Source organism: Paenibacillus profundus (assembly GCF_021369635.1).
In the GTDB taxonomy this organism is placed as follows: domain Bacteria; phylum Bacillota; class Bacilli; order Paenibacillales; family Paenibacillaceae; genus Paenibacillus_B; species Paenibacillus_B profundus.
On sequence record NZ_JAJNBZ010000052.1, the window covers coordinates 1 to 22,679 of the forward strand.

General features: G+C 47.6%; 25 protein-coding genes and 2 pseudogenes. 3 read left to right on the forward strand and 24 right to left on the reverse strand.

Annotated elements, in window-relative coordinates; genetic code table 11:
• Positions 1 to 427 precede the first annotated feature (427 nt).
• Positions 428 to 1,021, reverse strand: coding sequence for a YdeI/OmpD-associated family protein (locus LQV63_RS29490; protein ID WP_019419474.1), 594 nt, complete (start codon positions 1,019 to 1,021; stop codon positions 428 to 430).
• Between the two features lie 300 nt (positions 1,022 to 1,321).
• Here LQV63_RS29490 and LQV63_RS29495 point away from each other — a divergent pair, with 300 nt between their 5' ends.
• Positions 1,322 to 1,735 (forward strand): hypothetical protein, encoded by a 414-nt coding sequence (locus LQV63_RS29495; protein WP_233699383.1) that lies wholly within the window; start codon positions 1,322 to 1,324, stop codon positions 1,733 to 1,735.
• 31 nt (positions 1,736 to 1,766) lie between these two features.
• Positions 1,767 to 1,994 (forward strand): annotated as a pseudogene (locus LQV63_RS29500) (hypothetical protein); the annotation flags it as partial.
• 308 nt (positions 1,995 to 2,302) lie between these two features.
• Here LQV63_RS29500 and LQV63_RS29505 read toward each other — a convergent pair.
• The 21 genes from LQV63_RS29505 to LQV63_RS29605 form a co-directional block, all read right to left on the reverse strand.
• The gene (locus LQV63_RS29505) at positions 2,303 to 2,590 is read right to left on the reverse strand and encodes a hypothetical protein (protein WP_233699384.1); all 288 of its coding nucleotides are present in this window, start codon (positions 2,588 to 2,590) and stop codon (positions 2,303 to 2,305) included.
• 4 nt (positions 2,591 to 2,594) lie between these two features.
• A complete protein-coding gene (locus LQV63_RS29510) occupies positions 2,595 to 3,593 on the reverse strand; it encodes a DMT family transporter (protein ID WP_233699385.1) in 999 nt (332 codons plus the stop codon).
• Positions 3,594 to 3,820: 227 nt separating this feature from the next.
• Entirely contained in the window at positions 3,821 to 4,576 is a 756-nt protein-coding gene (locus LQV63_RS29515) for a response regulator transcription factor (RefSeq protein ID WP_233699386.1), read from the reverse strand.
• A gap of 4 nt (positions 4,577 to 4,580) precedes the next feature.
• Positions 4,581 to 5,759: a histidine kinase gene (locus LQV63_RS29520; RefSeq protein ID WP_233699387.1), complete on the reverse strand. Its 1,179-nt coding sequence runs from the start codon at positions 5,757 to 5,759 to the stop codon at positions 4,581 to 4,583.
• A gap of 249 nt (positions 5,760 to 6,008) precedes the next feature.
• Positions 6,009 to 6,290, reverse strand: coding sequence for an ethanolamine utilization microcompartment protein EutM (gene eutM, locus LQV63_RS29525; RefSeq protein ID WP_233699388.1), 282 nt, complete (start codon positions 6,288 to 6,290; stop codon positions 6,009 to 6,011).
• A 94-nt stretch (positions 6,291 to 6,384) separates the two neighbouring features.
• Positions 6,385 to 6,666, reverse strand: a complete 282-nt coding sequence (locus LQV63_RS29530) for a BMC domain-containing protein (protein ID WP_019419483.1) — start codon at positions 6,664 to 6,666, stop codon at positions 6,385 to 6,387.
• Positions 6,667 to 6,678: 12 nt separating this feature from the next.
• A complete protein-coding gene (locus tag LQV63_RS29535; RefSeq protein ID WP_233699389.1) occupies positions 6,679 to 7,326 on the reverse strand; it encodes a phosphate propanoyltransferase in 648 nt (215 codons plus the stop codon).
• A complete protein-coding gene (locus LQV63_RS29540; RefSeq protein ID WP_233699390.1) occupies positions 7,326 to 8,798 on the reverse strand; it encodes an acetaldehyde dehydrogenase (acetylating) in 1,473 nt (490 codons plus the stop codon). Before LQV63_RS29540 ends, LQV63_RS29535 begins: the two co-directional genes overlap by 1 nt.
• A gap of 27 nt (positions 8,799 to 8,825) precedes the next feature.
• Positions 8,826 to 9,608 (reverse strand): BMC domain-containing protein, encoded by a 783-nt coding sequence (locus tag LQV63_RS31905; protein ID WP_325175938.1) that lies wholly within the window; start codon positions 9,606 to 9,608, stop codon positions 8,826 to 8,828.
• Positions 9,609 to 9,622: 14 nt separating this feature from the next.
• Entirely contained in the window at positions 9,623 to 10,279 is a 657-nt protein-coding gene (locus tag LQV63_RS29550) for a cupin domain-containing protein (protein WP_233699391.1), read from the reverse strand.
• 43 nt (positions 10,280 to 10,322) lie between these two features.
• Positions 10,323 to 10,529 carry a EutN/CcmL family microcompartment protein gene (locus tag LQV63_RS29555; protein WP_233699392.1) on the reverse strand — a complete coding sequence of 69 codons (207 nt, stop codon included), beginning with the start codon at positions 10,527 to 10,529 and terminating at the stop codon, positions 10,323 to 10,325.
• Between the two features lie 43 nt (positions 10,530 to 10,572).
• The gene (locus LQV63_RS29560) at positions 10,573 to 10,893 is read right to left on the reverse strand and encodes a microcompartments protein (protein WP_019419489.1); all 321 of its coding nucleotides are present in this window, start codon (positions 10,891 to 10,893) and stop codon (positions 10,573 to 10,575) included.
• Positions 10,894 to 11,733, reverse strand: coding sequence for an ethanolamine utilization protein EutJ (eutJ, locus tag LQV63_RS29565; protein WP_019419490.1), 840 nt, complete (start codon positions 11,731 to 11,733; stop codon positions 10,894 to 10,896).
• A complete protein-coding gene (locus tag LQV63_RS29570; protein WP_233699393.1) occupies positions 11,691 to 12,383 on the reverse strand; it encodes a cobalamin adenosyltransferase in 693 nt (230 codons plus the stop codon). Before LQV63_RS29570 ends, eutJ begins: the two co-directional genes overlap by 43 nt.
• A 19-nt stretch (positions 12,384 to 12,402) precedes the next feature.
• The gene (locus LQV63_RS29575) at positions 12,403 to 12,834 is read right to left on the reverse strand and encodes a EutP/PduV family microcompartment system protein (protein ID WP_233699394.1); all 432 of its coding nucleotides are present in this window, start codon (positions 12,832 to 12,834) and stop codon (positions 12,403 to 12,405) included.
• Positions 12,831 to 13,184: a BMC domain-containing protein gene (locus LQV63_RS29580; protein WP_233699395.1), complete on the reverse strand. Its 354-nt coding sequence runs from the start codon at positions 13,182 to 13,184 to the stop codon at positions 12,831 to 12,833. The genes LQV63_RS29575 and LQV63_RS29580 overlap by 4 nt, the downstream gene beginning before the upstream one ends.
• Positions 13,185 to 13,258: 74 nt before the next feature.
• Entirely contained in the window at positions 13,259 to 14,221 is a 963-nt protein-coding gene (cutD, locus tag LQV63_RS29585) for a choline TMA-lyase-activating enzyme (RefSeq protein WP_267934255.1), read from the reverse strand.
• Positions 14,222 to 14,308: 87 nt separating this feature from the next.
• Entirely contained in the window at positions 14,309 to 16,864 is a 2,556-nt protein-coding gene (gene cutC / locus LQV63_RS29590; protein ID WP_233699396.1) for a choline trimethylamine-lyase, read from the reverse strand.
• A gap of 35 nt (positions 16,865 to 16,899) precedes the next feature.
• Positions 16,900 to 18,042, reverse strand: coding sequence for a 1-propanol dehydrogenase PduQ (locus LQV63_RS29595; RefSeq protein WP_233699397.1), 1,143 nt, complete (start codon positions 18,040 to 18,042; stop codon positions 16,900 to 16,902).
• A gap of 36 nt (positions 18,043 to 18,078) precedes the next feature.
• Positions 18,079 to 18,372, reverse strand: coding sequence for a BMC domain-containing protein (locus LQV63_RS29600; protein WP_019419497.1), 294 nt, complete (start codon positions 18,370 to 18,372; stop codon positions 18,079 to 18,081).
• 24 nt (positions 18,373 to 18,396) lie between these two features.
• On the reverse strand, positions 18,397 to 18,693 hold the full coding sequence (locus LQV63_RS29605) for a BMC domain-containing protein (RefSeq protein WP_019419498.1): 297 nt from the start codon (positions 18,691 to 18,693) through the stop codon (positions 18,397 to 18,399).
• A gap of 316 nt (positions 18,694 to 19,009) precedes the next feature.
• On the opposite strand from LQV63_RS29605, the gene LQV63_RS29610 reads away from it, so the two are divergent.
• Positions 19,010 to 19,957 carry a choline kinase family protein gene (locus LQV63_RS29610; RefSeq protein ID WP_233699398.1) on the forward strand — a complete coding sequence of 316 codons (948 nt, stop codon included), beginning with the start codon at positions 19,010 to 19,012 and terminating at the stop codon, positions 19,955 to 19,957.
• 424 nt (positions 19,958 to 20,381) lie between these two features.
• Here the strand turns inward: LQV63_RS29610 and LQV63_RS29615 are convergent, their stop codons facing one another.
• A complete protein-coding gene (locus tag LQV63_RS29615; RefSeq protein ID WP_233699399.1) occupies positions 20,382 to 21,578 on the reverse strand; it encodes a macrolide family glycosyltransferase in 1,197 nt (398 codons plus the stop codon).
• Between the two features lie 268 nt (positions 21,579 to 21,846).
• Positions 21,847 to 22,679 (reverse strand): annotated as a pseudogene (alv, locus tag LQV63_RS29620) (cholesterol-dependent cytolysin alveolysin); the annotation flags it as partial.

Genomic DNA, 22,679 nt, shown 5'->3' on the forward strand with positions numbered 1-22,679 from the left:
ACGCTAAGTTTACCATGTTTTGGAGCGTTTTTATAGTTTGAAGACACGCTCTAGTTTGGCGGTATCAATTAGAAATTTTTCTGCCCATCCATGCCCTCCATTTTGTGTGTCTACATAAAGGTGGTATTATCCCCTCACGGTAGACAACGTAAAAAAGACATCTGGTAAGATGGACTTAAACGTTGGAGAACGGAGGGGATTTTTTATGGGGAAAACGGGTCGTACGAATAACAGTTATACCGAGGAATTAAAAATTTTCAGAAGAAATTAAACGACCGTTCTCCAGTAGAATATCGGAAAACGGTCGCAGCATAAAGGTGTCTTTTTATTTTGTGTTTACTTGACAGGGTTATGACCAAGTGCGCGGTTTTTACGAAAAGGATGTTCTTGTTGTCCTCTTGTCCATTGATCATTTTCAACGTGTTTCTTAATCATTTAATCCTTTTCCGTCGAGAATGTGCTGCATATATTTTTCTACCCTTGACTCTCGAGTTTTGGATTGTTTCGCATCTGAAAAATAATGAATGTATGCTCTTTGCCGTCCTGGCGTTAATGCTTCAAAGGCTGTTTTCAAGGCAGGAATTTCATCGAGTTTATGTTGAAATTCATCAGGAATCTTGTATTCTGACGTCTCCTTAAAATTCACTTCCAAACCGGCCTTTTCTACTTCAATGGCTTCATGAATGTAAGCTTTCAACATGGGTTCCATTTTAGCGATTTCTTGAGCATTGGTGAATCGAATTTGACGCGCTGCCTGTACATTCTCTGTTTGTTGGATGAGGATCCCATGTGGATCTTTTAACAACGCACCTTTATGAAACAGAAGCGCACAATAATCTTTAAATCCATGGATAAGTACGATGTTTTTGTCCCCATACGTGTAGCAAGGATGCATCCACTTAAATTCTTCAGTCAACTCACAGTCAAGCACGATATTTCTCAACTGCACATATTCTTCTTTCCACTTTTTCGCTTTACTCAAAAATTCATCAACCTTCGGATTTGTTCGACGATTCGTCATCCAGAAACACCCCTCATCAATGATTCATTCACCTGGCAGCAGGTCAACCGTGGCATCTTTTCTACTTATTGTTTTACTGTCAGGTTAACTGATTTCATGATTTGATATACATCAAAATTTACCTGGATAAGATTTTTAATGCTTCCGAAGATCCTCGGTCGAACGTTAAGCTCTTCCCTCCCCGTTACCTTAACGAGAGATTGGGGTATATGCCTATCGCTGCTCCCAATTATTGCGTGTGCCATGCTTTATATGTTTTTATCCCCCGACAATGCTTAATCTGACTTCTGCAAGTGGTTGATGGCCAACGAGGCGCTCGGTCAAATCACCAATCATGCGGATCCGACTTTCGGAGGATTCTTAAGAGCATTAATTATTAATCGCATTGAATTCGCGATGGAAAACAGAGAGATTTTTCAAGTTCTCGTGAAGGAAGTGATGTATAAAGAGGAGTTGAAAAAAGAGCTTCTTCCTTACATTTTCGAAGTAGCGACCTCTCGCCTAACACCTGTCATCGAATTGTATAAAGAACGTGGTGAACTGATGGATATCCCGACGGACAGAATGTTAAAGCTGCTTTTCACGTTCATTGGCGGATTCTTTGTTTCGCGTTTTGTGCTGTTGAACAAGGAGTCGATTCCCGAAGGTGAACTTGAAGATGCCATTTATTTTGTATTGAATGGCATTCGAAAATCATCTTCCCAACAGGAATGATCATATACAAAGGAGTGTGTGATGCATGAAAATGTTAAAAAACAAACTTGTTCTGATCTCACCTAATATCGCATTGTTGGTCGTATTTATTTTTTCGCTTACGCTCTTTCCATCTGTTCAAGTTCAGCCCAAGAACTTGCCTATCGCGATTGTCAATGCGGATCAAGGAGTTGTTATTCCCAATCAACCAAAGATGAATATGGGGCAAACGATTGTTGACATGATGCAGAAAATGGCTTCGTCATCCGATGGGGAGCCGGTGCAGTTCTGATCCAGTGTATGCCCCAATGCTGAAATACGAATCTATAAGGACACCAAGTGCATCTGCTTTAAATTGACTTTCTCTAAGCACCCTTATAGCAAAAAGAGACAATAGAGCGAGTTTTTGCTGCCATGAACCTCAAAAAATGGCGACCTGGCTCTGAAAGAATGGTCGCTCATCTGATAACTTCAATTTCGTATCTGAAAAATGGACAAAAAACATAAAGAACTCCCGTGGTACAGTAGTTCACGGGAGTTCGTCTTCAATCTGAACCCGGCCTTAGGCCGGGTTGTGTGAGATTGTTCTTAGTTTTGCGTCCACTTTTTAGGCAAATATTTATTGATCGTACGAATTCCCTCATCGTTGATCGCATAGTACATACATAATTCCCCGTTAGCATCCAGCTTGTAATGGACCTCGTCAATCAGTCCGTTTGCCTGCAACGACAGCATATGATCCAGAAAGTTTGCTCTTGTAAATTGACGTTCTCCACCATATTCGCTTTTCAAAGCGTCCATTGCATCATCAATATTTGCCTGCTGCACAGTGGACATGAAAAGCAGCACCCGGGAGCGGATCGGCAACAATGGCATTTACTTACGCCTCCTTCTTTTTGAAGAAATCCATTGGATTCATCGAAACTAAAAGCGCTCCAAGTGTAATGATAATTGCACCGGCAATTATCGTAGGAGTCAACGCATTACCGAGGAAGATAGCTGCAAAGACAACCCCCCACAGCACATAGGTAATGTTAAGCGACATTCCGACAGCAACGCCAACCATATTGTTGGCCATATACCAAGTCAGGAAAGAGATTGCCGTAAACAGGGCCGCAGCCGCGATAATGAGCATAGGCGATACGGAGCCAAGCGCGGAAGCAAAGAGATCCGTCGCGCCGAAGATAGGGATCAGCACGGCAATGTAAACGATTCCGGAAACGCCCTCGCGAATGGTAATGGCGATATTGGAATCAAGCATGGACATCCCGAAAGTGGCAAATACGCCTTCCAGTCCCCAGCCAAGTGCGGCCACCAGAGCAAAAATAATGCCTAGTGTGAAATTATCCACTCCACCTTCAGGCTTGACATAGGAAATGAGCGCCGCCCCGATAACACAGATGAACATGCCGAGGGCCACCCGTTTATCAATCTTCTGCTTCAGGAACATTCGAGCGAAAATAGCCCCAAACATCGGACACAGCGCCGATATGGGAATAGCCGCCGCTCCAGCCATATCAATCCCAACCAGATAGGCCCCGTTGGCGATCGGGCCGCCAAACACCGCGGCAATTGCGACCATCAACCCCGGTATTGTTACCAGACTGCGGCCGATTTCTTTGATCTTCCCATTCTTTATGTTCCAGATCAGAAGCCAGATCGCCGCCAAAGCATCATTAATCGCAGATGCCACTATGGGCGCCGCAAACGCTCCTACGACCCCCAGAAAGGGATCCTTCATCATGGCCAGGGCAACAACAGTACTGTAAAGGCCGAACGTTAACCCGGAAATCAGTCCGTAAGCGATTCCATTTCTTCGGAAACGATTATTCATCTTTTGTTTCAGCATGCCGGCCGAAGCCACTGCTTCCTTCATCATCCATACACCTCTGTTAAGTAGATTTGTCTTCGTAGATGTATCTTCATTGTATAGCAAAGCGGCCATTGCGCCTGTCACTAACCGTACCTCTTGTTGGACTTCCTGAATCACTTTTTTCTCCAATCTAGTACTATTCGTACTTTTAGGACGACATCGTAAAATAAAAAAACTCCCACCCGACACTTAGTCGGGGGAAGTTTCCTTGATTCTATCTATAGAGCGTTTTTTTAAATTCGAACTAGAACGCTTTTTTTGTATTCCTTCGGCGTCATATTCATTTGCTTGTAGAATACCCGGTTGAAATAAGATGGATCGGTAAAGCCGCATTCTGTGGAGATACGATAGGCGGGATACCCGGTAGTCTCAAGAAGCTTGCAGGCATGTGCAATCTTGAGCTTGTTCACATAATCCGTATAAGTAACGCCGAGCTCCCTTTTGAATATGCGGCTAAAATATTGGGCATTCATGTACACATGACTCGCTACCATTTGCAGGGTCAGCTTATCTTTGTAATTCTGCTGAATATAATCGACGGCTTCTTGAATAAAGCGCTGACATTCTTGAGCTGATTCTATCTGATAAGTTTCTGCTGCACCATTTTCTTCTGATTGAGCGGCCTTCTCCAGCCCCTTACGAATGATTTGCCGTAATTTTTCCGGCTTGACCGGCTTTAGCAGATATTCGTGTACCTGCAGACTTATTGCCGCCTGTGCAAAGGAGAAATCCGAGCTGGCCGACAAAATCGTCACGCATGCGTTAGGGAGAAAGCTGCGAATTCCCTGTAACGAGGATATTCCATCCATTTCAGGCAGCATGATATCCATAAAAATAATATCCGGCCGATATTGCTTGGCGAGCTTAATCGCTTGCGTACCGGTATCGCAAATAAGAAGTTTATCTTCAGCACCTAGCATTTCCTGCGCGATGGATTGAAGAAATTCCTGTTCTATCGGTTCATCTTCAACAAACATAACTACGCTCATTGCATCACCTCGCAATTGGTTGGGTGGGGATGCGGATGTTAATAGTGCTCCCGCTGTAATCAGATTTCACGATCGATAACCCATACTCTTCTCCGAAATAACGCTTCAAACGGCTATCGGTACTCCGGAAGCCCACGCCGATCTTGCTGTCCGGCTGATGAATGAGCTTTAGTACCTCCGGCGAGAACCCGTTGCCGTTGTCTATAACAGAAATGGTGATATCATTTCTGTACTTTTCGGCAATCAGACGAACGGTTCCCCCGTCCCGCTTGGGGGTAATTCCATGAATTACTGCATTTTCCACAATAGGCTGAATCACCATATTCGGAATGCGATAAGTCTTTAATTCATTAGGAACAATGATTTCATACTGCAGACGGTTCTTGAAACGCGCCTTTTGTATATACAAATACTTCTCAATGTTATCCATTTCGGATGCGATGGTATGAAGCTGATCATCCTGCTTCACATTGTATCGCAGCAAGTCGGACAGGCAATAGATCAATTCCTCCGTCGTATGGGAGTGTTCGAAATAGGCGATGCGGGCAATGGAATTCAACGTATTGAACAGGAAATGTGGATTGATGACGAGAGACATATTTTTTGCTTCTAAGTCAATCACTTTCTTCTCCAGTATTTCCTTTTCCGCAGACAGACGATTGATAATCCCTGTGTTGTCCTGCTCGCTTTCGGCAATGTCGAGCGCAATATTCCTAGCGATATGATGGCAAAGCTGCTCGTGAATATCTGCTTTATCCTTGTCAATGGTTGGAAAAGCCGATATCGCCTTCGCGACAAACTCCAAATCCAGCCCCTTCATTTCGGCCAATTTCGCCGTGTTAATCAGATACTTCTGAAATTCCCTCTCCTGGGAATACGCTTGCATCCCCGATATGAAGCCAACAACCTCATCTTTGACCATAATAGGTAGCAAAATATTCTCTAGGCCGTAACAGCAAACAAATCGCCCCTGTTCGCCGGAAATAAAGCGCTTCAAATAATCCGCGCAAGGTCGCGTAGGATTCTCCCAACAAAAATGCCTGCAGAAATCAGGGGACGGATTGAACTCCAGCAAAACGTCTCCATTGTGATCGTGCAGCAGCAGCGAGAACTTGGAAAGAGACAGGATGCCGCTGTATCGTGCGTATACTTTTGTTGCGATCGAACTATCGGTTTTCAGCATAATCTCGTTGCACCCTTTCACCGAGAATGAACGGGAAAATAGATATTACATGCTAAATTTTTCACAATATAATATCTCTATTATAGCAATTTACAATCTGTTTGGAAATAGTATATCCCTCCTCCTCAAAGCCATATTTATAGAAATACACCACTTCGACAAGCTTTCGACAAGCGGATTTTTACAGACAAATAAAGAGGCCAAAACCCGTGTTACCGAGTTTTGGCCTTTTGCAGAACATGAAATAAATTATTGCTTAGCAGCGGGAAGAATGGTTTCCACTTCACTGTGAGGACGAGGAATCACATGTACGGATATCAGTTCCCCTACACGCTGTGCGGCTGCGGCACCAGCGTCCGTTGCCGCTTTCACTGCTCCTACATCGCCTCGTACCATTACGGTAACAAGTCCGCCGCCTACCATCTCTTTACCGATCAAGGTGACATTGGCCGCTTTGACCATAGCGTCCGCTGCTTCGATAGAACCTACCAGACCTTTTGTTTCAATTAACCCCAATGCTTCCGATTTCATGTTACATTCCTCCTAAAAGTTTTGTGAGAATAAAGCGCTAGCTCACCGAACAAAACTTGCTTCGGAAGCATAGGCTTTTATATGATTTATTGAATTATGCCTTAGTAGACGGAAGGATGTTCTCCACTTCACTGTGGGGACGAGGAATTACATGCACTGACACGAGTTCCCCTACATTCTTCGCGGCCGCGGCACCAGCGTCCGTTGCTGCCTTCACAGCACCTACATCGCCCCGTACCATTACGGTAACAAGGCCTCCACCTGCCATCTCTTTGCCAATCAAGGTGACATTGGCCGCTTTGACCATAGCGTCCGCTGCTTCGATAGAACCTACCAAACCTTTTGTTTCAACCAAACCAAGAGCTTCCGATCTCATGTTCATTTCCTCCTAGCGATTTTTTATGATTTTGACCATAGACGCCGATGTCAGATCCATCGCGTTGGCCTCTTCAACGTCGATATGACAGTCGAGAGCGGCGTCATTGCTAACTCTGATTGCGACCTGATTGTACCCTCCACCCCGGAGACCATCAAATTGAATACTGACCATCTCTCCGTCGGTTACGCCAAAGAAAAGGGCATCATCAGGCGTCATATGAATGTGGCGCTGTGCAACCATCAAGCCGCAGGTAATATATACGCTTCCCTTGGGCCCAACCAACGTGACGCCAGGTGTGCCTTCAAGCTCCCCGGACAAGCGCACTGGAGCTTTCGCTCCCAACTTAAAACAGTCTCCACGCATAATTTCTACCTGGGTCTGTTTCCGCACTGGACCGAGAACCCGCACTTTTTCAATCGCACCCTTGGGACCGCAGACCGTAACAGTCTCATTACACGCATACTGTCCAGGTTGAGACAAATCACGCATTTTGGATAGCGTATATCCGGCTCCGAAGAGCGTTTCCACATCAGCCTGGGAAAGATGCACATGGCGGTTTGAAATCCCTAAAGGAATGGAGCGAGGCTCCTTTTCCGCCTTGCCAGCACCCGATACAACCTCCATTAACAATGAAAGTACCTGATCATAGTTCCCCATTAGCTGTCACCGCTTTTCTGCAAAATTGACATCAGCTCATCGACCAGGTTCAACAGCATTGCATCCTCCTGTTGCTTCGGCTGTTGCGGAGAGGGAGCAGAATAAGGGTTTTGTGCTGTACAGTCCTTAATGCCATAAGCCACACGCTTGATATTAATCAAATGTTGTGGTCCCACATTATCTGAAGTGGCGCTGCCGCCCCAGGTTCCACATCCCAAAGTGAAGGCCGGAGCAAGCCCGGTGCTTGCGCCCACGCCGCCCTGAGTGGAGCCTGTATTTACCAAAATGCGGAATACAGGTTTTTGTGCAAATTCCATGACCATATCGTGATTCTGCGTATGGATGGAGAAGCTATGGCCTATTCCTCCATTACGCAGTAGTCCAACACTTAGATCGCAAGCCTCACGCCAGTCCTGTACGGTGTAAAACGCCAATACCGTAGTAAGCTTTTCATAAGACAGCGGGAATTTCTCTCCCACGCCCTGCTGTTCGCCTAACAGCACCTTGACCCCTGCTGGAATTTGAATACCAGCCGCTTCTGCGATCACCTGAGGTGAACGTCCTACCAGTCTTGAATTCATGGCATGGCCTTTTACAAACAGCTTGGACGCGACCTTAGCCGTTTCCTCTTGATTCATAAAGTAACCGCCCTGACGCTCAAACTCCGCGATTACCTGAGAACGGATGCATTCCTCCACGATAACTGCCTGTTCAGATGCGCAAATTGTACCGTAATCGAAGGTTTTGCTGGCAATGATATTAGCTACTGCTTTTGGAATATCAGCGGTGCGCTCAATATAGGCCGGTACATTACCCGGTCCCACCCCCAGCGCCGGTTTACCCGCGCTATAGGCAGATTTCACCATCGCCGAGCCGCCTGTGGCGATAATCATGGCGATTTCATCGCACTTCATCAGTTCCTGCGTCGCCGGCATAGAAGGCATGGTAACGCAGCCAATGATTCCTTCGGGAGCCCCTGCCTCAACAGCGGCGGCGTGCATCAATTCAGCGGCCCGCATGATGGATTTCTTTGCCGATGGATGCGGCGAAAAGATGATTCCATTACGAGCCTTTATCGCAATGATAGATTTGAAAATCGTAGTGGATGTCGGATTGGTTGATGGAATAATACCCATGAGCAGTCCGACAGGCTCGGCAATCTCTATTAATTGATTCATCTTGTCCTCGCGGATCACCCCAACCGTTTTCGTATCCCGAATGGATTCATATAGTTCCGTGGAAGCCAGACGGTTTTTGAAGATTTTATCCTCAATCTTGCCAAATCCGGTTTCCTCCACGGCCAACGCAGCCAATTCGGCGGCGTTGACCTCCGCTATCCGCACCATGTTTTGTACAATTCTGTCAATCTGTTCAGCATCGTACCCGGCAAGGATATCAGTGGCCGCTTTGCCTGCACGGGCCAAGTCCCGGGTTTCCTGAATCGATTGCAAGTCGTAATCATAATTTTCCAAGTGAAACATCCTCCCCTCGCTTACTGCTTACTGTTGATAAAAATGGCGGAACCGCTTGAGCAGTTTCACCTTGTTTGCCTTGGAAATTGTCGTCATGCTCATCCCATACGCGGGACTGCACTCTCTGGCCAGCCGGCGCAGTTTCAGGGCTGTCATCGTTTCCAGCAGCTCCATTGCTTTGTCAAGCCCCGATTCCTTTACCAGCACATCAATCTGGTGCTTGAATGGACTGTCTAGCACTGGCGGATCTCCACCATTTTCCGTTTCCGGACTGGCGTCTTCAGCCGCAAGATCCTGATCGGGATCGTCCGCCAGTACAGGGAAGCCTTCTTCGCCACCGGTATTGATTGAGACATCAGACGCGGCGTCCAGTGAAACTTTAGGAGCCGTGTCCATTGGAACATCAGACGCTGCTTCCATTGGAACATCAGACACTGCGTCCGGTTCCGGAGTCTGCTCCGGCAACTGTTCTGCCGCCTGAGTATGCTGTACTGGCAGCGCCGGCTCGTCCTTCTCCTTGGCAATGTTCGAAACGCTGCGCCGACCGATGATGCTCGCTATGTCGTTGTGGGGTCTTGGAATGACATGCTGGCTGACCAACATATCACTGCCCAATTGTTGCGCCGCGAAGGCACCTGCTTCCACGGATGCTTGAACAGCGCCGACATCGCCGGTTACCGCGATCGTGACTAGCCCGCCACCCACATTGCACTTTTCTATCAGTTCTACCTGAGCCGATTTGAGCATGATGTCCAGACATTCAATCGCCGGAAGAAGTCCCCGCGTTTCAATTAATCCAAGCGCCTGCATGCTATCACCTCCTGTTACTGCAGCTTCCGATCAAGACCGCCCGCCGGAGAAGTCATATATAACATTCTCGCGCAGTCCGTCGATCCCTTGGTCGCTTTTACCCCTTTGGGGATGAAGAGTACATCTCCCTCATGAGCGGTGAAGGTTCTCTTGTTCAAAGTGACATCGAGCGAGCCTTCCAACACGATATAAGTTTCTTCGTGGGCCGTCTCCTGCTCGAAGCTATCGTGAGCGACAGTCAGAAACCCTGCGCTCATAGAACAATCCGGTTTCCCGATTACCTCTTGACGATATACCTTGGCACCAGTTTTTCCCGTTTCGTAAGCTTCCATTTTTACCGTTCGACCCCGCACAAGTTTCAAGCCAGTCGGATCCGTCTCCGCCTGATAAGGTGGTTCAAGAGCCGTTCCCAACAGCTTTTCAACCAGTCCTTTTTCCGATAAAATCTTGAAAAATTTAAAAATAGCATTCATGTCGAGATCATTCTGAGTTTCGCAACCTGCGGCCTCGGAACTCATAGTCCCACAAGGCTCATTGGTAAACTCTAACCCCAGCTCTATTGCCCTATCTCGGGCCGCCGGTGTCACAATCGTGTTACTGTCAATGCAGCACCGCTTCTGTCCGGAAGCCACCCATTCTTCCACATCCGCAGCGCATATCAGTTTTTTCACAGTTCTCGCCCCCTCTCGCTGCATTCGATTTCTGTTCGAATATTTATTCGAACACGCAGTCCGCGTCGATGATGCCGACGACGACGGCATCCACAGGAATATCGTCTGCTTGCAGCATTTTACGGGCCGAAGAGCCAGTGCAGACAATCACTCGATCGCCTATGCCAGCGCCGATCGTATCGACGACAATCAAACGGCGCCCGTCGTCGCTTCCGCCAATCACCTCGGCCAGCATCATTTTCATTCCCACAAGGGAATCTGCTTTACGGGTAGACCAGATATTGTGGATCAATTCAGCCGCAATCATCGCATTCCTTCCTCCCCGCTTTTCCGCTCCTCTGCTTAATCTCGGCGATGGCGTCCTCGACGGAAGCCGTGTCACCAAAAATAGCGAGAAGAATCATGTTCTGCGGGCAGCTGCCGCGAATATCCTCCACTGTCACGCCCACCACTTTTTCAGCTACATCAGCGGCCCATACCATGTCAATCAGCCTTCCCTGCACCAGACCGACCGCGTCGCATTGGGGAACTTCCCGACTACTGGGCGCTCCTCTGCGACGAAGCAAAATGTCCAGCGTCCCCTTGGAAGGTGATTTGATAATCCGAAATTCCACTCACATCGCCTCCCGCGTACAATTCAGAGCAATGCCCAGCGGCGTGACAAACAGAGGGTTGCTAGGCTTATAGGTAGCAATGCCGGTCTTCTGCTCAATAATCGTCTCCATACCAGACAGGCAGCAGGTTCCGCCTACCAAGTACAATTCCTTGACCTCATAGCCCACAACATGGCGGTTGATGATGGAGGAAACCTTATCGATGACCGGCCGGAGCAGCGGCAGCAATTCTTGGTGATGGGCAGGGTCGCGCTTGAAGCAGTCCGCTTCAGAAAAACTCATCTGGTATGCCCCGGCAATCACCAAAGAAAAGTGGGTGCCTCCCGTTGCTTCGTCGGCGAGATAGACAACCTTGCCATCCTTCAGAATCGTAATGCCGGTCGTTCCGCCACCAATGTCTACAATGGCTCCGTCGGATATTTGCAGCACGGCATTAGCCGCCGTAGGTTCATCCAGTAAAGCCGTAACTTCAAAACCCGCACCCTGAATCACATGCTTGATGGCGCCAGCATCCAGTAAATCGGTTCCCGGAGGAATCGCCGCAGCCGCATATTCAAGTTCTGTACCCAATTGCTGCTCCAACTGCGCTTTAAGCTCCCTCACGATCTGAATTGCTCCTAAGTAGTCCACCACCATTCCATCGCGGACAACATCTGCGTAACGGTAAGCTCCCGCCACCGGCTTCCGAGAGTCATCCAACACCGTAAGCACCACACAGGCCGTTCCCAGATCCACACCGGTATAGTAGAACGAAGACCGTCCTGGAATCGGTTTCTGGATGACAGCTTCAAATTGCTTTACCAGTTGGTCGCAGTATGCAAAGGGTTTTGTCTCTGGCATGTTCTACCTCCTGTAGTTTTGCAAATAAGTGAGCTCAATGCGTTAATCATATAGTTGATTCCAGGAATGATCGGTTCCTCCGCCTTTTCTTGGGGACTACCTTCTGCGGCTTCCAACACCGCAAACCCAAGCTCGCGCAAAGCGCTGCGCAGACGGTGGAGCAACGCAATTTCTCTGCCTTTTTCCAATTGAATGTGAAACTCGGTTACCTCAAAGCAATCTCCCGCATCCTCAAAAAGAACATCGGCAGTAATGCCGGTACAACCCTGGAAAGATAAGTCGGCAGTGGATGTGCCGCCTCTTTCCCCTTTCTGGAGGGCCGAAAACAGCCTTGACAGCTCTAGCACCTTCTGGGCCAGCAGCACATCCCGCTCCAGCAGCTCCTGCCCGGTTAACAAGAACAGGGCTGAGACGGATTGCATCTGACAGCGCAGCTTCCCACGCCGCCAATCCTGCTTTTTCGCCTGTCGCTCCGGATTCGGCGGTGGCTCTTGATTTTGCTCTTGCGTCCCATAGGACACGGCGATCTGGCGATCCGTCAAAAATTGGCGCGCCTCCGGCGTCAATCGGCTTCCATGCTCCACCATGTATGATGTAAAAGGCTCTAGCCTGTACACATTGCGCAATTCCATTTCGGTAATAAATTTCATGGTATCAACTCCACTCTTATTACCCGAACAAATAACGTTTCAATTCCCCGATTCCCCTTCCCACGGGAAGACTAATGCGGAAAAAGGGTTCGGTTATCCCGCTACGTTTTAAAACTTGTACACAGTAATTCTCATTTTCCAGCGCAAGATCGGCTTTGGTTATTACACCGATAACCGGCTTCGTGAAAGAAGATGCAAAGCCGGGCGAGTATACTTCCATATGCCGGGACTGGTCCATCAATATCAAAATATGGCTCGCGTTCTGCGCCGTTGCAATCAAATGGCTGTACATCCAGGTATTCTCGACATACGCGCCCGGTGTATCGATCGTCTGCGGCCCGTAGATAACATCCTGCGTCCGCCGCAACGGGCGATCCGTACCGTCAAGCGCATGGGACAGCGACGTTTTTCCGCAGCCTGTAGGGCCGATCAGCAATATACGTTTTTTCATGTCCGTGTTATTTCCGCCGTCGCAAAACCCAGACTATCGCCAAAAGTCTCAATGATAGCCCGCAGCGCCGTTTCCACACTGGCTATATCTCCGGTGAGAAGCACCGAACCAGCAAAGCGATCCAGAAAGCCGATTTCCACATCTGCCACCTTGGTGGCGATATCGGCGGCAATAATGGAGGTTTCAGTGGGCGACAGAGTTAATATGCCAATAGCCCCCGCTTCATCGATGCCCAGTCTTTCATACATGTCAGGCACGGGTGAAGCAATGATATGGGCCAGCGTCACTTGTTTGCCCGGCACCGACTCCTGAATAATCCGCCCGAGATCCGGCCCAGCAGGCTGCTGCATAAACGTCCTCCTCCTGTTTGCGAGTTTGTAATGCGCTAGCTTTACCGAACAAAACTGGCTTCGAAAGCATGCTCTTAATGTTTGATAACCCGTACCGGGAAATCGTATTGGCTGATTTGACGTTCAATACGCTCCAAATCCGCTTCATTAAGGCTTAAATCGCGTTCAACGGTGTAAACCATGTCCAATTGCCTGTATTTGTTAATCCCCAGCTTGTGATAAGGGAGCAAATCGATGCCTTGAAAATTCCGGTATTCCTTATAGGGAAGCAGAAACTCCACCGTTTTGCGGATGGTGTCCTCATCATCATTGAGCCCCTTCATTAGCGGCATCCGCACCTCCACGTTATGTTTGCGGTTGATCAGTTCCCGCAAATTTTCGAGAATGCGCTCGTTGCGTACACCAGTCAGTTGATAATGGCGATCCGAATCCATATGTTTCAGATCGTACAATATCAGATCGGTATAATCGGCCATGGCCAAAATCGCTTCCGGTTTGGTATGCCCAGAGGTTTCAATGGCCGTATGGATTCCGGCGCGCTTGCATTCCTTAAGCAAATTGACCGCAAATTCAGACTGCGCACATACTTCGCCGCCGCCCAACGTGACGCCGCCGCCGGACGTCGTGTAGAACAGCATATCCTGCTCTACAATTTCCACAATTTCCGATACTGTCATATTCATCCCGCCGATTGAGAGCGCCCGCGCGGGACAAACCTTCTCACATTCCCGGCAGCCAATGCAATCAATCTTCCGATCAACCACATGCTGCGGCTTGGACGGCTCCTGCGAGCCGGAAGTGTCCAAACGGTGGATTCCCCGGGGACACGCCGCAACACATGCGCCGCAATCGTTGCACAAATCCCGTTGGTACATCACCTGATATTTCTTTTCCAGACCCTCCGGGTTCGCACACCACTGACAGCGCAGAGGACATCCCTTGAAGAAAACAAGCGTCCGGATACCGGGGCCGTCGTATATGGAATATTTTTGAATGTTGAAAATACGTGCCTGCCTTTCCGGCATACCTGAATCCATAGCTGTGGCTCCTCCCTTTCCGCATATCTAAATGCCAGAATGTCTCTTCCCCGACGTACAGCGCCGGAGAAGAGGCACGGGGCTATTTTAGAAATGCTCAATCATCGTTCTGCTGATGATCTCATCCTGCACTTCTTTACACAATTCCACAAAGTATGCGCTATAGCCAGCGACCCGAATAATCAAATCACGGTATTGATCAGGATTTTGCTGCGCTTTAATCAGCGTTTCATTATCCACATAACTGAACTGCATTTGGCCGTTTCCGAGAATGGAGGCCGTTCTGAGCAGATTAATCAGTCCGTTCTCTCCTTCAGGTGTTTCCAGCAAACCGCGCAAAAGCTTGAAGTTATGCACCATACCAATATTCATGGCCTCGACATCTATCTTGCTCACCGATTTGATGATAGCGGTCGGCCCCTTCTTGTCATGGCCCTGGGTAGGGCTGATACCGTCGGACAGCGGCAACCAAGCTTTGCGCCCATTGGCGGTAGCACCGGTCATCTCACCGAAAGGCGTATTGTTCGAAATCGAAAGCGTACCATGGCTGAAGGTAGAATACAGCGTTTTAAATTTGCGGTGATAGTTCTCAGTCCACCCGGTGATATCGGCGGCGATGCGATCGGCATAATCGTCGTCGTTGCCGAATTTTGGCGCGTCCAGACAATCCTTGTGGATCTGCTCATAACCTTCGAAATCGGCCAGCAACGCGTCACGGATTTGTTCGAGCGAATATTTTTTGTCATCGTAAACCAGCTTTTTGATGGCAGCCATCGAATCGGCGTAAGTGGCCAGACCGGACCAGATCAAACCAGGTCCCCAGTTATACATGGCGCCACCGGCGGATACGTCGCGACCACTCTCCATCGTGCCTTCATACATGATCGACATAAGCGGCTTCGGCGCATAATTACGGTGAACGCGCTGGCTGATTACAGTACCCACTGCGGAAAGCTCGGTGATGTATTCTACCTGCTTCTTAACCGCCGCTTCAAATTCCTCATAGGTCTTGAAGTTGCGCAAATCGCCCATGTCCAATCCTGGCTCACTTCGGTGCCAGAGCATTTTGCCACGGTTAAGGACGAACTCAATGGCAATCGGCCACTGGGTGTATCCGGTGGAGGTCCACTGATACAAGCGTCCGGATTTTTGCGGCTCTACACAGCCCATCAGACAGTAATCACGGGCATCTTCGATACTGCAGCCCTTCATCAGCATCATCTTGATGTGGGAATCGTCGAAATGGCAGGCCGGGAAGCCCAGACCAGCACGAACGACATCCACAATCTTCTTCAAATATTTCTGAGGAGAACTATTGTGGATACGGCAAGCGAGCGAAGGCTGATAAACGCCGACATGACGTACTGCATCCATGAGCAGATAGGTCAAGTCGTTGGTGGCGTCGCCGCCCTCTCGTTTTTGCCCGCCGACACACATATTGACGAACGGCTGGTAGCCGGCAAAAAACTTGGAGCCGCCCGCGCTAGACACCCACATCATTTCCGAGCATTTGATCAGGAAACAGCCTGCAATCTCAAATGCTTCAAACTCTGTCAGACGGCCGGCTTTTCTGTCCGCCTCATAGAAAGGATACATATATTGATCCACACGGCCGACAGACATGCCTGTCTGATTTTCTTCCACCACGAGCAAAGATTCTACGGTCCAGACCGATTGCACTGCCTCATGGAATGTAGTCGGCGCATGAGCCGGCACGCGAGCATTGACCTCGCCGATTTTTTGCAACTCCGCCTTGCGCTTCGGATTTGTTTCTTTAGCAGCCAGCTGGTATGCATATTCAGACATCCGTTTGGCATACGCCATCACGCCTTCAGTCGTATCCAGCACGGATTTATAGTAATAGATTTTGTCGATGTCTTCCGGGTTTTGCATGGACAGCTTCGCAAGATGCTCCTTGGCTTCCCGCTGGATATCCAGCATCCCTTTCTTCATTAGAATGACATCGTAGCCTGGGTTGGAGTCTCCGCCGCCGTTGATCTGATGATAAGAAAGATCGCTGACGAATGCTTCGCCGGAAAACTCCCAAAGACCAGCATCCCGATATTGCTGTTCACATATTTCATCCACCGATTTGCCTTCCCAGAACGGGAACAGTTCCTCGTGCATGATCCGTTTGTCTTCCTCGGAGATGTAGAACGGATCCTGAGGACGGTTGTGAATGGTGTCGAGCTCATCCCGGGTCCAGCGCCAAGCAATGTCAGGCGAGAAAGCGCCCGCACGCGGTGCACCGCAAGGATGACCAACGATCAACTCGTTGTCCTGGATGAGCAGCGGAGCTTCTTCACACGCTCTACGGAAAGCCTTGGCACGCAGCATAATCTCTGGCAGGCCTGGATTTTCCTTGTATACCTGAGTAAAGGCTCTGGCACGGTAGGTTGTAATGCTTGGCGTAGCGGTCAAATAATGTTCTTTCAAAGCCCGCAAACGCTCGGTCATTCCTTCCGGGTATGCGCATTCTTCCTTACGAAGCTGGCCGAGGCTTTGTTCGACCTGCGGCTGAGCTCCCTTATCCGAAAGCTGTTTTGAAATTCCCTGGAACAGCTTCATGATCGCTTCTCGTTCTTGGGGAGCCATGGCCTTCGTTGCTTTGGCAAATTTGCTTGAAAACTCATGAATATCCAATATTTTTCCCTCGCAATCTTGTTAAATTTATATATTTAAAAGCTTTTACGGTAAATGTGCTCCAACTCTTCTTCCGTTGGCTGACGAGGGTTGGTTGGCGTACAGCGGTCAGCCATCGCGGTCCGCGCCATGCGTGACACCGCCTCATCAAAAGCATCCTGGTCAACGCCAAGCTCACGGATTCCGTTTTCGATACCGATGGACCGTTTCAACTTTCCAATCGCCTGGATCAAACTTACGGTTCCTTCACGGGCGGTTCGGGCCGGCAAGTGCAGCAGTGAAGCGAGCCTAGCATAGCGTTCGCAAACCCTGTCTATGACTTTTCCGCCCAAGTTGGCGTTATACTCCATTACCGCCTCTAAAAGCAGAGAATTTACACGTCCGTGTGCAATGTGAAACGTTCCGCCAAAGGCGTGGGACATACTGTGAATGATACCAAGACCAGCGTTAGTAAATGCCATTCCCGCCATACAGGACGCATTCTGCACCCGATCCCGCGCCTCTGCATCTGCCGGATCATGATAAAGCGTTTCCAGATGAGCAAATACCAATTGGACGGCTTTTTCGGCTAACGCATCGGTAAAGTCGGTCGCTTTGGTAGAGACATAAGCCTCCAGCGCATGGGTAAGAACGTCCATTCCGGTGTCCACCACTATTTTGTTTGGCAATTGCTTGGTAAGGGTGGAGTCGAGAATCGCTATGTCCGGTGCGATAAAATCGTCCACGATAACAATTTTGTCTCCGTCCGCCGTAATCACCGAAAAGTCGGTCACTTCCGATCCGGTGCCGCTGGTGGATGGAATGGCGACAAACGATGGTTTGATAAAAGGCTCGTCTTTCTCCTGAGCATATTGCCGGGCGAAGTACAGAACGCCCTTCGCTGTATCAATGACGGAGCCTCCGCCCAGCGCCAGTAACACATCAGCACCGCTCTCCCAATACACTTGAAGCGCTTCGGCCACAATACTCACACTCGGATCGGGCTTCACACCGGTATACACTGCAGTGGAGATTCCACCGCTTTGTAGCAGATCAACCACCTGGCCGAGATATCCCAGCTTCTCCATCATCTGATCGGATACGATGCAGGCTTTCGTGCCTTGAATTTTCGCCAGTTTCTTCAGTGACTGTTCGCCTGAATATACCTTCGATTTCATAACAAAGATGTCGTTTATCACGGGCACCTCCCTTGAATTTCTGTCGATAACCTGCCCCTAAGATAGAAGGGCATAGCGGGCAATGATCTTTTCGATGTCTGGGTGTGGATTGGGAATAACGTTTGAAGAGTACACCTCAGTCTCCATCGCCTGTACAGCGGCGACGCCAGCATCTACTGCAGCCCTTACAGCCCCTACATCTCCACGAACAAGGACAGATATATAACCGGACGCCACGTTTTCGTAACCGATCAAATCTACATCGGCCGCTTTGCACATGGCATCCGCCGCTTCCATGACGAATACAATTCCAAAGGTTTCAATGAAACCCAATGCATCATGCTTGCTCATGAACCTTTCTCCCTTCCCGACGATTTATGCGTTAATTGAGTGCGCTTTCACGATTCCTGCAATAGAACTGAGCGGACGCGGCATCACATTATAGGCAGTGACTTTGCCAATCTTCGCTGCCGCTTCAGCGCCAGCCTCTACTGCCGAACGAACCGCCGCGACATCACCTTTTACCATTATTGTTACGAGCGTGGAACCAACATTCTCGTAGGATACCAGAACAACATCTGCTGCTTTTAGCATAGCGTCCGCCGCTTGGATGGCAGGAACCATGCCCAATGTTTCCACAAGCCCGAGAGCTTCTTCTCCCCGGTATTCCATTCGGACCTCACCTCACCTGGGTAATTTTTATTTGTGAATCCGCTGTAATATTAGATATTCAACTCTTACTAGCAGGTTAACATAGGTTCGCCCCGTTATTATGGAGGATTCGGTAGCTGATTTTAGGATTCTAATGCCCCTTTTCCCGACAATCTGGTACAAAAACGTCTTTCTTGCATCACAAGTACCAGAATGTCCTCAAGCTCGTTCATTTCATTGAATTTATCCTCCTATCTTGTTATAATTGTGGCAAAATCTGTACGGCGAATGTGTGCCATGTTAACGCATGCATATGGAATGCCGAGAAAAGGCTATCATGAAACCTCTAACCGACTTTTTATCCAAACAAATGAATATGGAAGACCTGGTGCAGCAAAAACTACGTCTTTTTTTTGAAGATGATCGTATTGTTTTTGACAAATCTCGTTTTGCGGGCGGGTTGACCAATTATAACTACATTATGAATATCCACGGAACGGAGTATGTCATTCGCAAGCCCGGTAACCTGACAGATCAAATGATCGACCGCAGGATAGAGCGTGTGAACAACGGCATCGCTTCGGAGTTTGGCGTGAATTCGGAATGTATATATTTCGATGAGGAAAGCGGCATTAAGATCAGCAAGTATATTCCCGTTAGCAAAACGCTAGCCGCGGCAGGCCCCTTGGCTTTGCAAAGCCTGCAGTCCGTTTCTTCTTTACTGAAGAAGATTCACGGTAGTCCCAAGCACTTCCCTAACAAGTTTGATTGGCTCAGTGAACTTGCCAAATATGAAACCATTGTCACGCAGCTCAACGGAGAATTGTTTTTTGACTATGCTTCCTTAAAAGAGCAATTGCTTCGTTTCATGCAAGACCATGTCAAACATGTCATTTCCGTACCATGCCATAATGATACGGTTCCGGAGAATTTTCTCGTAGATGGGAACGGCAGCGTCTATTTGATAGATTGGGAATATTCCGGAATGAACGATCCAGCCTTTGATATTGCTGCGTATATCATCGAATCGCATTTGACAGCAGAGGCGATTGACCAACTGTTTGAAGCCTACTACGGCAATACGTTTACGCAGGATGATCTGATGAAGGTCAAATGCTATATGATGGCCCAGGATTTGTTATGGACGGTATGGGCTCTGCCGCGCCATTATACGGGGGATGATTACCTGGATTACTTCTCGCTGCGCTATAACCGCCTGCGTCGAAATATTCAAGTATTAAGCATGCAGCCGGATTATCCTATTGCTGATATGGTGATGCGTTAGCACTAGCCGACGCTTGTGCTGGAATGACAAACTTTCGGAGCTTTACCCAGTCCCTTTTTAAAACGATCGACCAGTTGGATAATATACAAAAAACCTGTACTTTCTTATCTAAATAGATAAAAAAGTACAGGTTTTTGTAATTTGAGCAATGTGATTCCAGACATAACCCCAAGACTCGAGTGCCAATATGGCTGTGAATCTTGGGGTTTAACTGCATACATGGAGGAAGTTACGATTCAAGAATTAGCGGATAAAATTGAAGTAACGAAGCGTACCACAGGTCATCCCTGAAGATCAGCTAGATGAATGGTATCACATGTTTAAAGTCGGATTTTACAATAAAGGTTGATACGTACTCATAAATAAAAAAATGCTCATGATTGATTCGTTATATACAGGGAATCAATTATGAGCATTCCGGAGACTAATTATGGCTTCTATATTCTAAAATCTCATCAACTGCTTGTACATACCTACCTAATTCATGAAAGGATTGCTGCATGCTTGCAGCAGCTTTCTTGAAAGATGAGTGGCTTAACACATAGTCTGCGGCTTCGCGCAGCTGCTGTGTAGTCAAGCTTTGCATCCGTAACGTAATGCCCGCTCCTATATTAGTGACTTGTCCTGCGATGATTGGCTGATCCGCGCTTTGCGGGATTACAAGAAGTGGTACCCCGTAAAATAGGCCTTCGTGGGTACTATTCATGCCGCCATGCGTAATAAACAATTTAGCGTATTGCAGTATATCTGTTTGCGGCACATAGCTTTTTACGATAAAGTTTGAAGGAATCTCCCCTAAATCAGAAATATGGACTTTATCCCCGATGGACATGACGATCGTATGCTCCGTGTCCCCCAATGCTTCAAAACACAGCTTATAAAAATCTATCGTTTGGTTAAAAACAGTACCGAGTGAAATGTAAATGAGGCTTTTCCCCTGGATAGGAGTAAGGTCGAAGTCTTTTTGATTGACTCGTGAAGAGAGGGATGGACCCACAAAATGATAAGAATGATCGAATGCTTCTCCGTCAGGTTGGAATTCCCTTGTTGTATACACGATGGTAAGTGGTGCCGGATTACAAAATACTTCATAAGGAGTATGAACCTCTACATGATATTTTTCCTTCACCTTTTCCGTCAGGCTTAGGAAAGTATCATTGATAGGCTGAGCGATTTCTGCCGGGACACTTGCATGAAACTGTTCCAGCTTGCTGTTGAATGAGGCCTCTGTCTGTGCAAAAGAAGTACAGGAGTTGATTGCAGGCAGCTTCAGCATTTGAGCAAGTATACGTCCACAACCGAACATGGAATCATGAATGATGTAATCAAAATGCTCCCCTTTGATCTGTTCAAGCACACTTGGTATGACGATATCTGCCGTAAACAACAGACCGTTGACTCTTTCGAGTACATAATTTCGCCCACCTGATATAAAGGCTTTAATCAATTTTTGCCCATCAAATGTTCGTACGATAGTTCCCGTTTTTTCCATTCGCTCCCGATAAGCTTCTATACAAAAGTATACAACCTCTTCCCCACGCGAAATAAGCTCCTGCACAACTCTAATCGTGGGATTAATGTGTCCCTCTGATCCCCCATTTATAAATAAAACACGTGCCATTATCATCACTCCTAAACAATACGGTTCGCTTACATTGTTCGCAAGGATTTCCATGCCCTCGCTTGGATCGTACTCGAAATTGAATATGGAATCAAGTTTATCGTATTATACAAATAGTACAAAGAATTTTTGTATAACCCCCGTATATTTTCTCACTACTGATGTAATTAGTGCAAATCCTATCATAAATGAGGATCAACAAAAACATGATAGAGCAAAAAAACATCTCCCCAAATGTATGGGGAGATGTTCATGCATTCATATATAATTAGTGAGTAATGGATGATCTCGGATATAACGTTGTTCCCCAAATCGAAACATTAATATCGCTAGCTAACGGAACGTTATATTCATCAACAACTGTTCTCCACCATTCCCAAGCAAGACCTGTGCATTCTCTTGCAAAAATTCTTATGTTCTTGGCATTAGGCGGAAGTGGAATCTCTGTTGAGAAATGAGCAGTTCTATCGCGCCAATTTCCATCCCAACTTTTACGAGTCACGATTTCTTGTCCATTTGCATCATATGAAAACTCGTCCCAATATACTTCAAACTGAGCTACATATGCACCACTATGATCAAGCTTAATTTTACCCTTCGTATATTCCGTCGTTTTCGTCTCGATATACTCGGTATTGTTGTGAACCGCAGCTATGGAATTGTCTTTCAAGAAGACACTGGTATATGAAATAGGGTATGCTGGGTTCTTGCTGCTAAATTCTGCATTGTCCTTAATTACATTTTGGATGACATCGAAGTCTTTCGTGACGACCTGGTTATGTGTTTGTGCATCGCCGCCTAATACAACAGCAGTAAACGAACTGTTTTCATAAATATCTTTGTACTGTCCGCTAGCTTGTATGCTAGGATTATTGAGCAATAATTTAAATGCTGTTTGTACATCGCTGCTCTTTGAGGTCGTCTCCAATTTCACGTAAATGGTTCTGCCATAAGCTACGTTAGATACCATTAGTGGCGGAGCCTCATTACTTACCCCTTTACGGACTAATTCAGCAAACGTCACACTGTCATCAAACAAGTCCGACGGATTGTTAGGAAGCGCTGCACTTACGGTATAAAAGATTTGCTTATAAGCAGCAA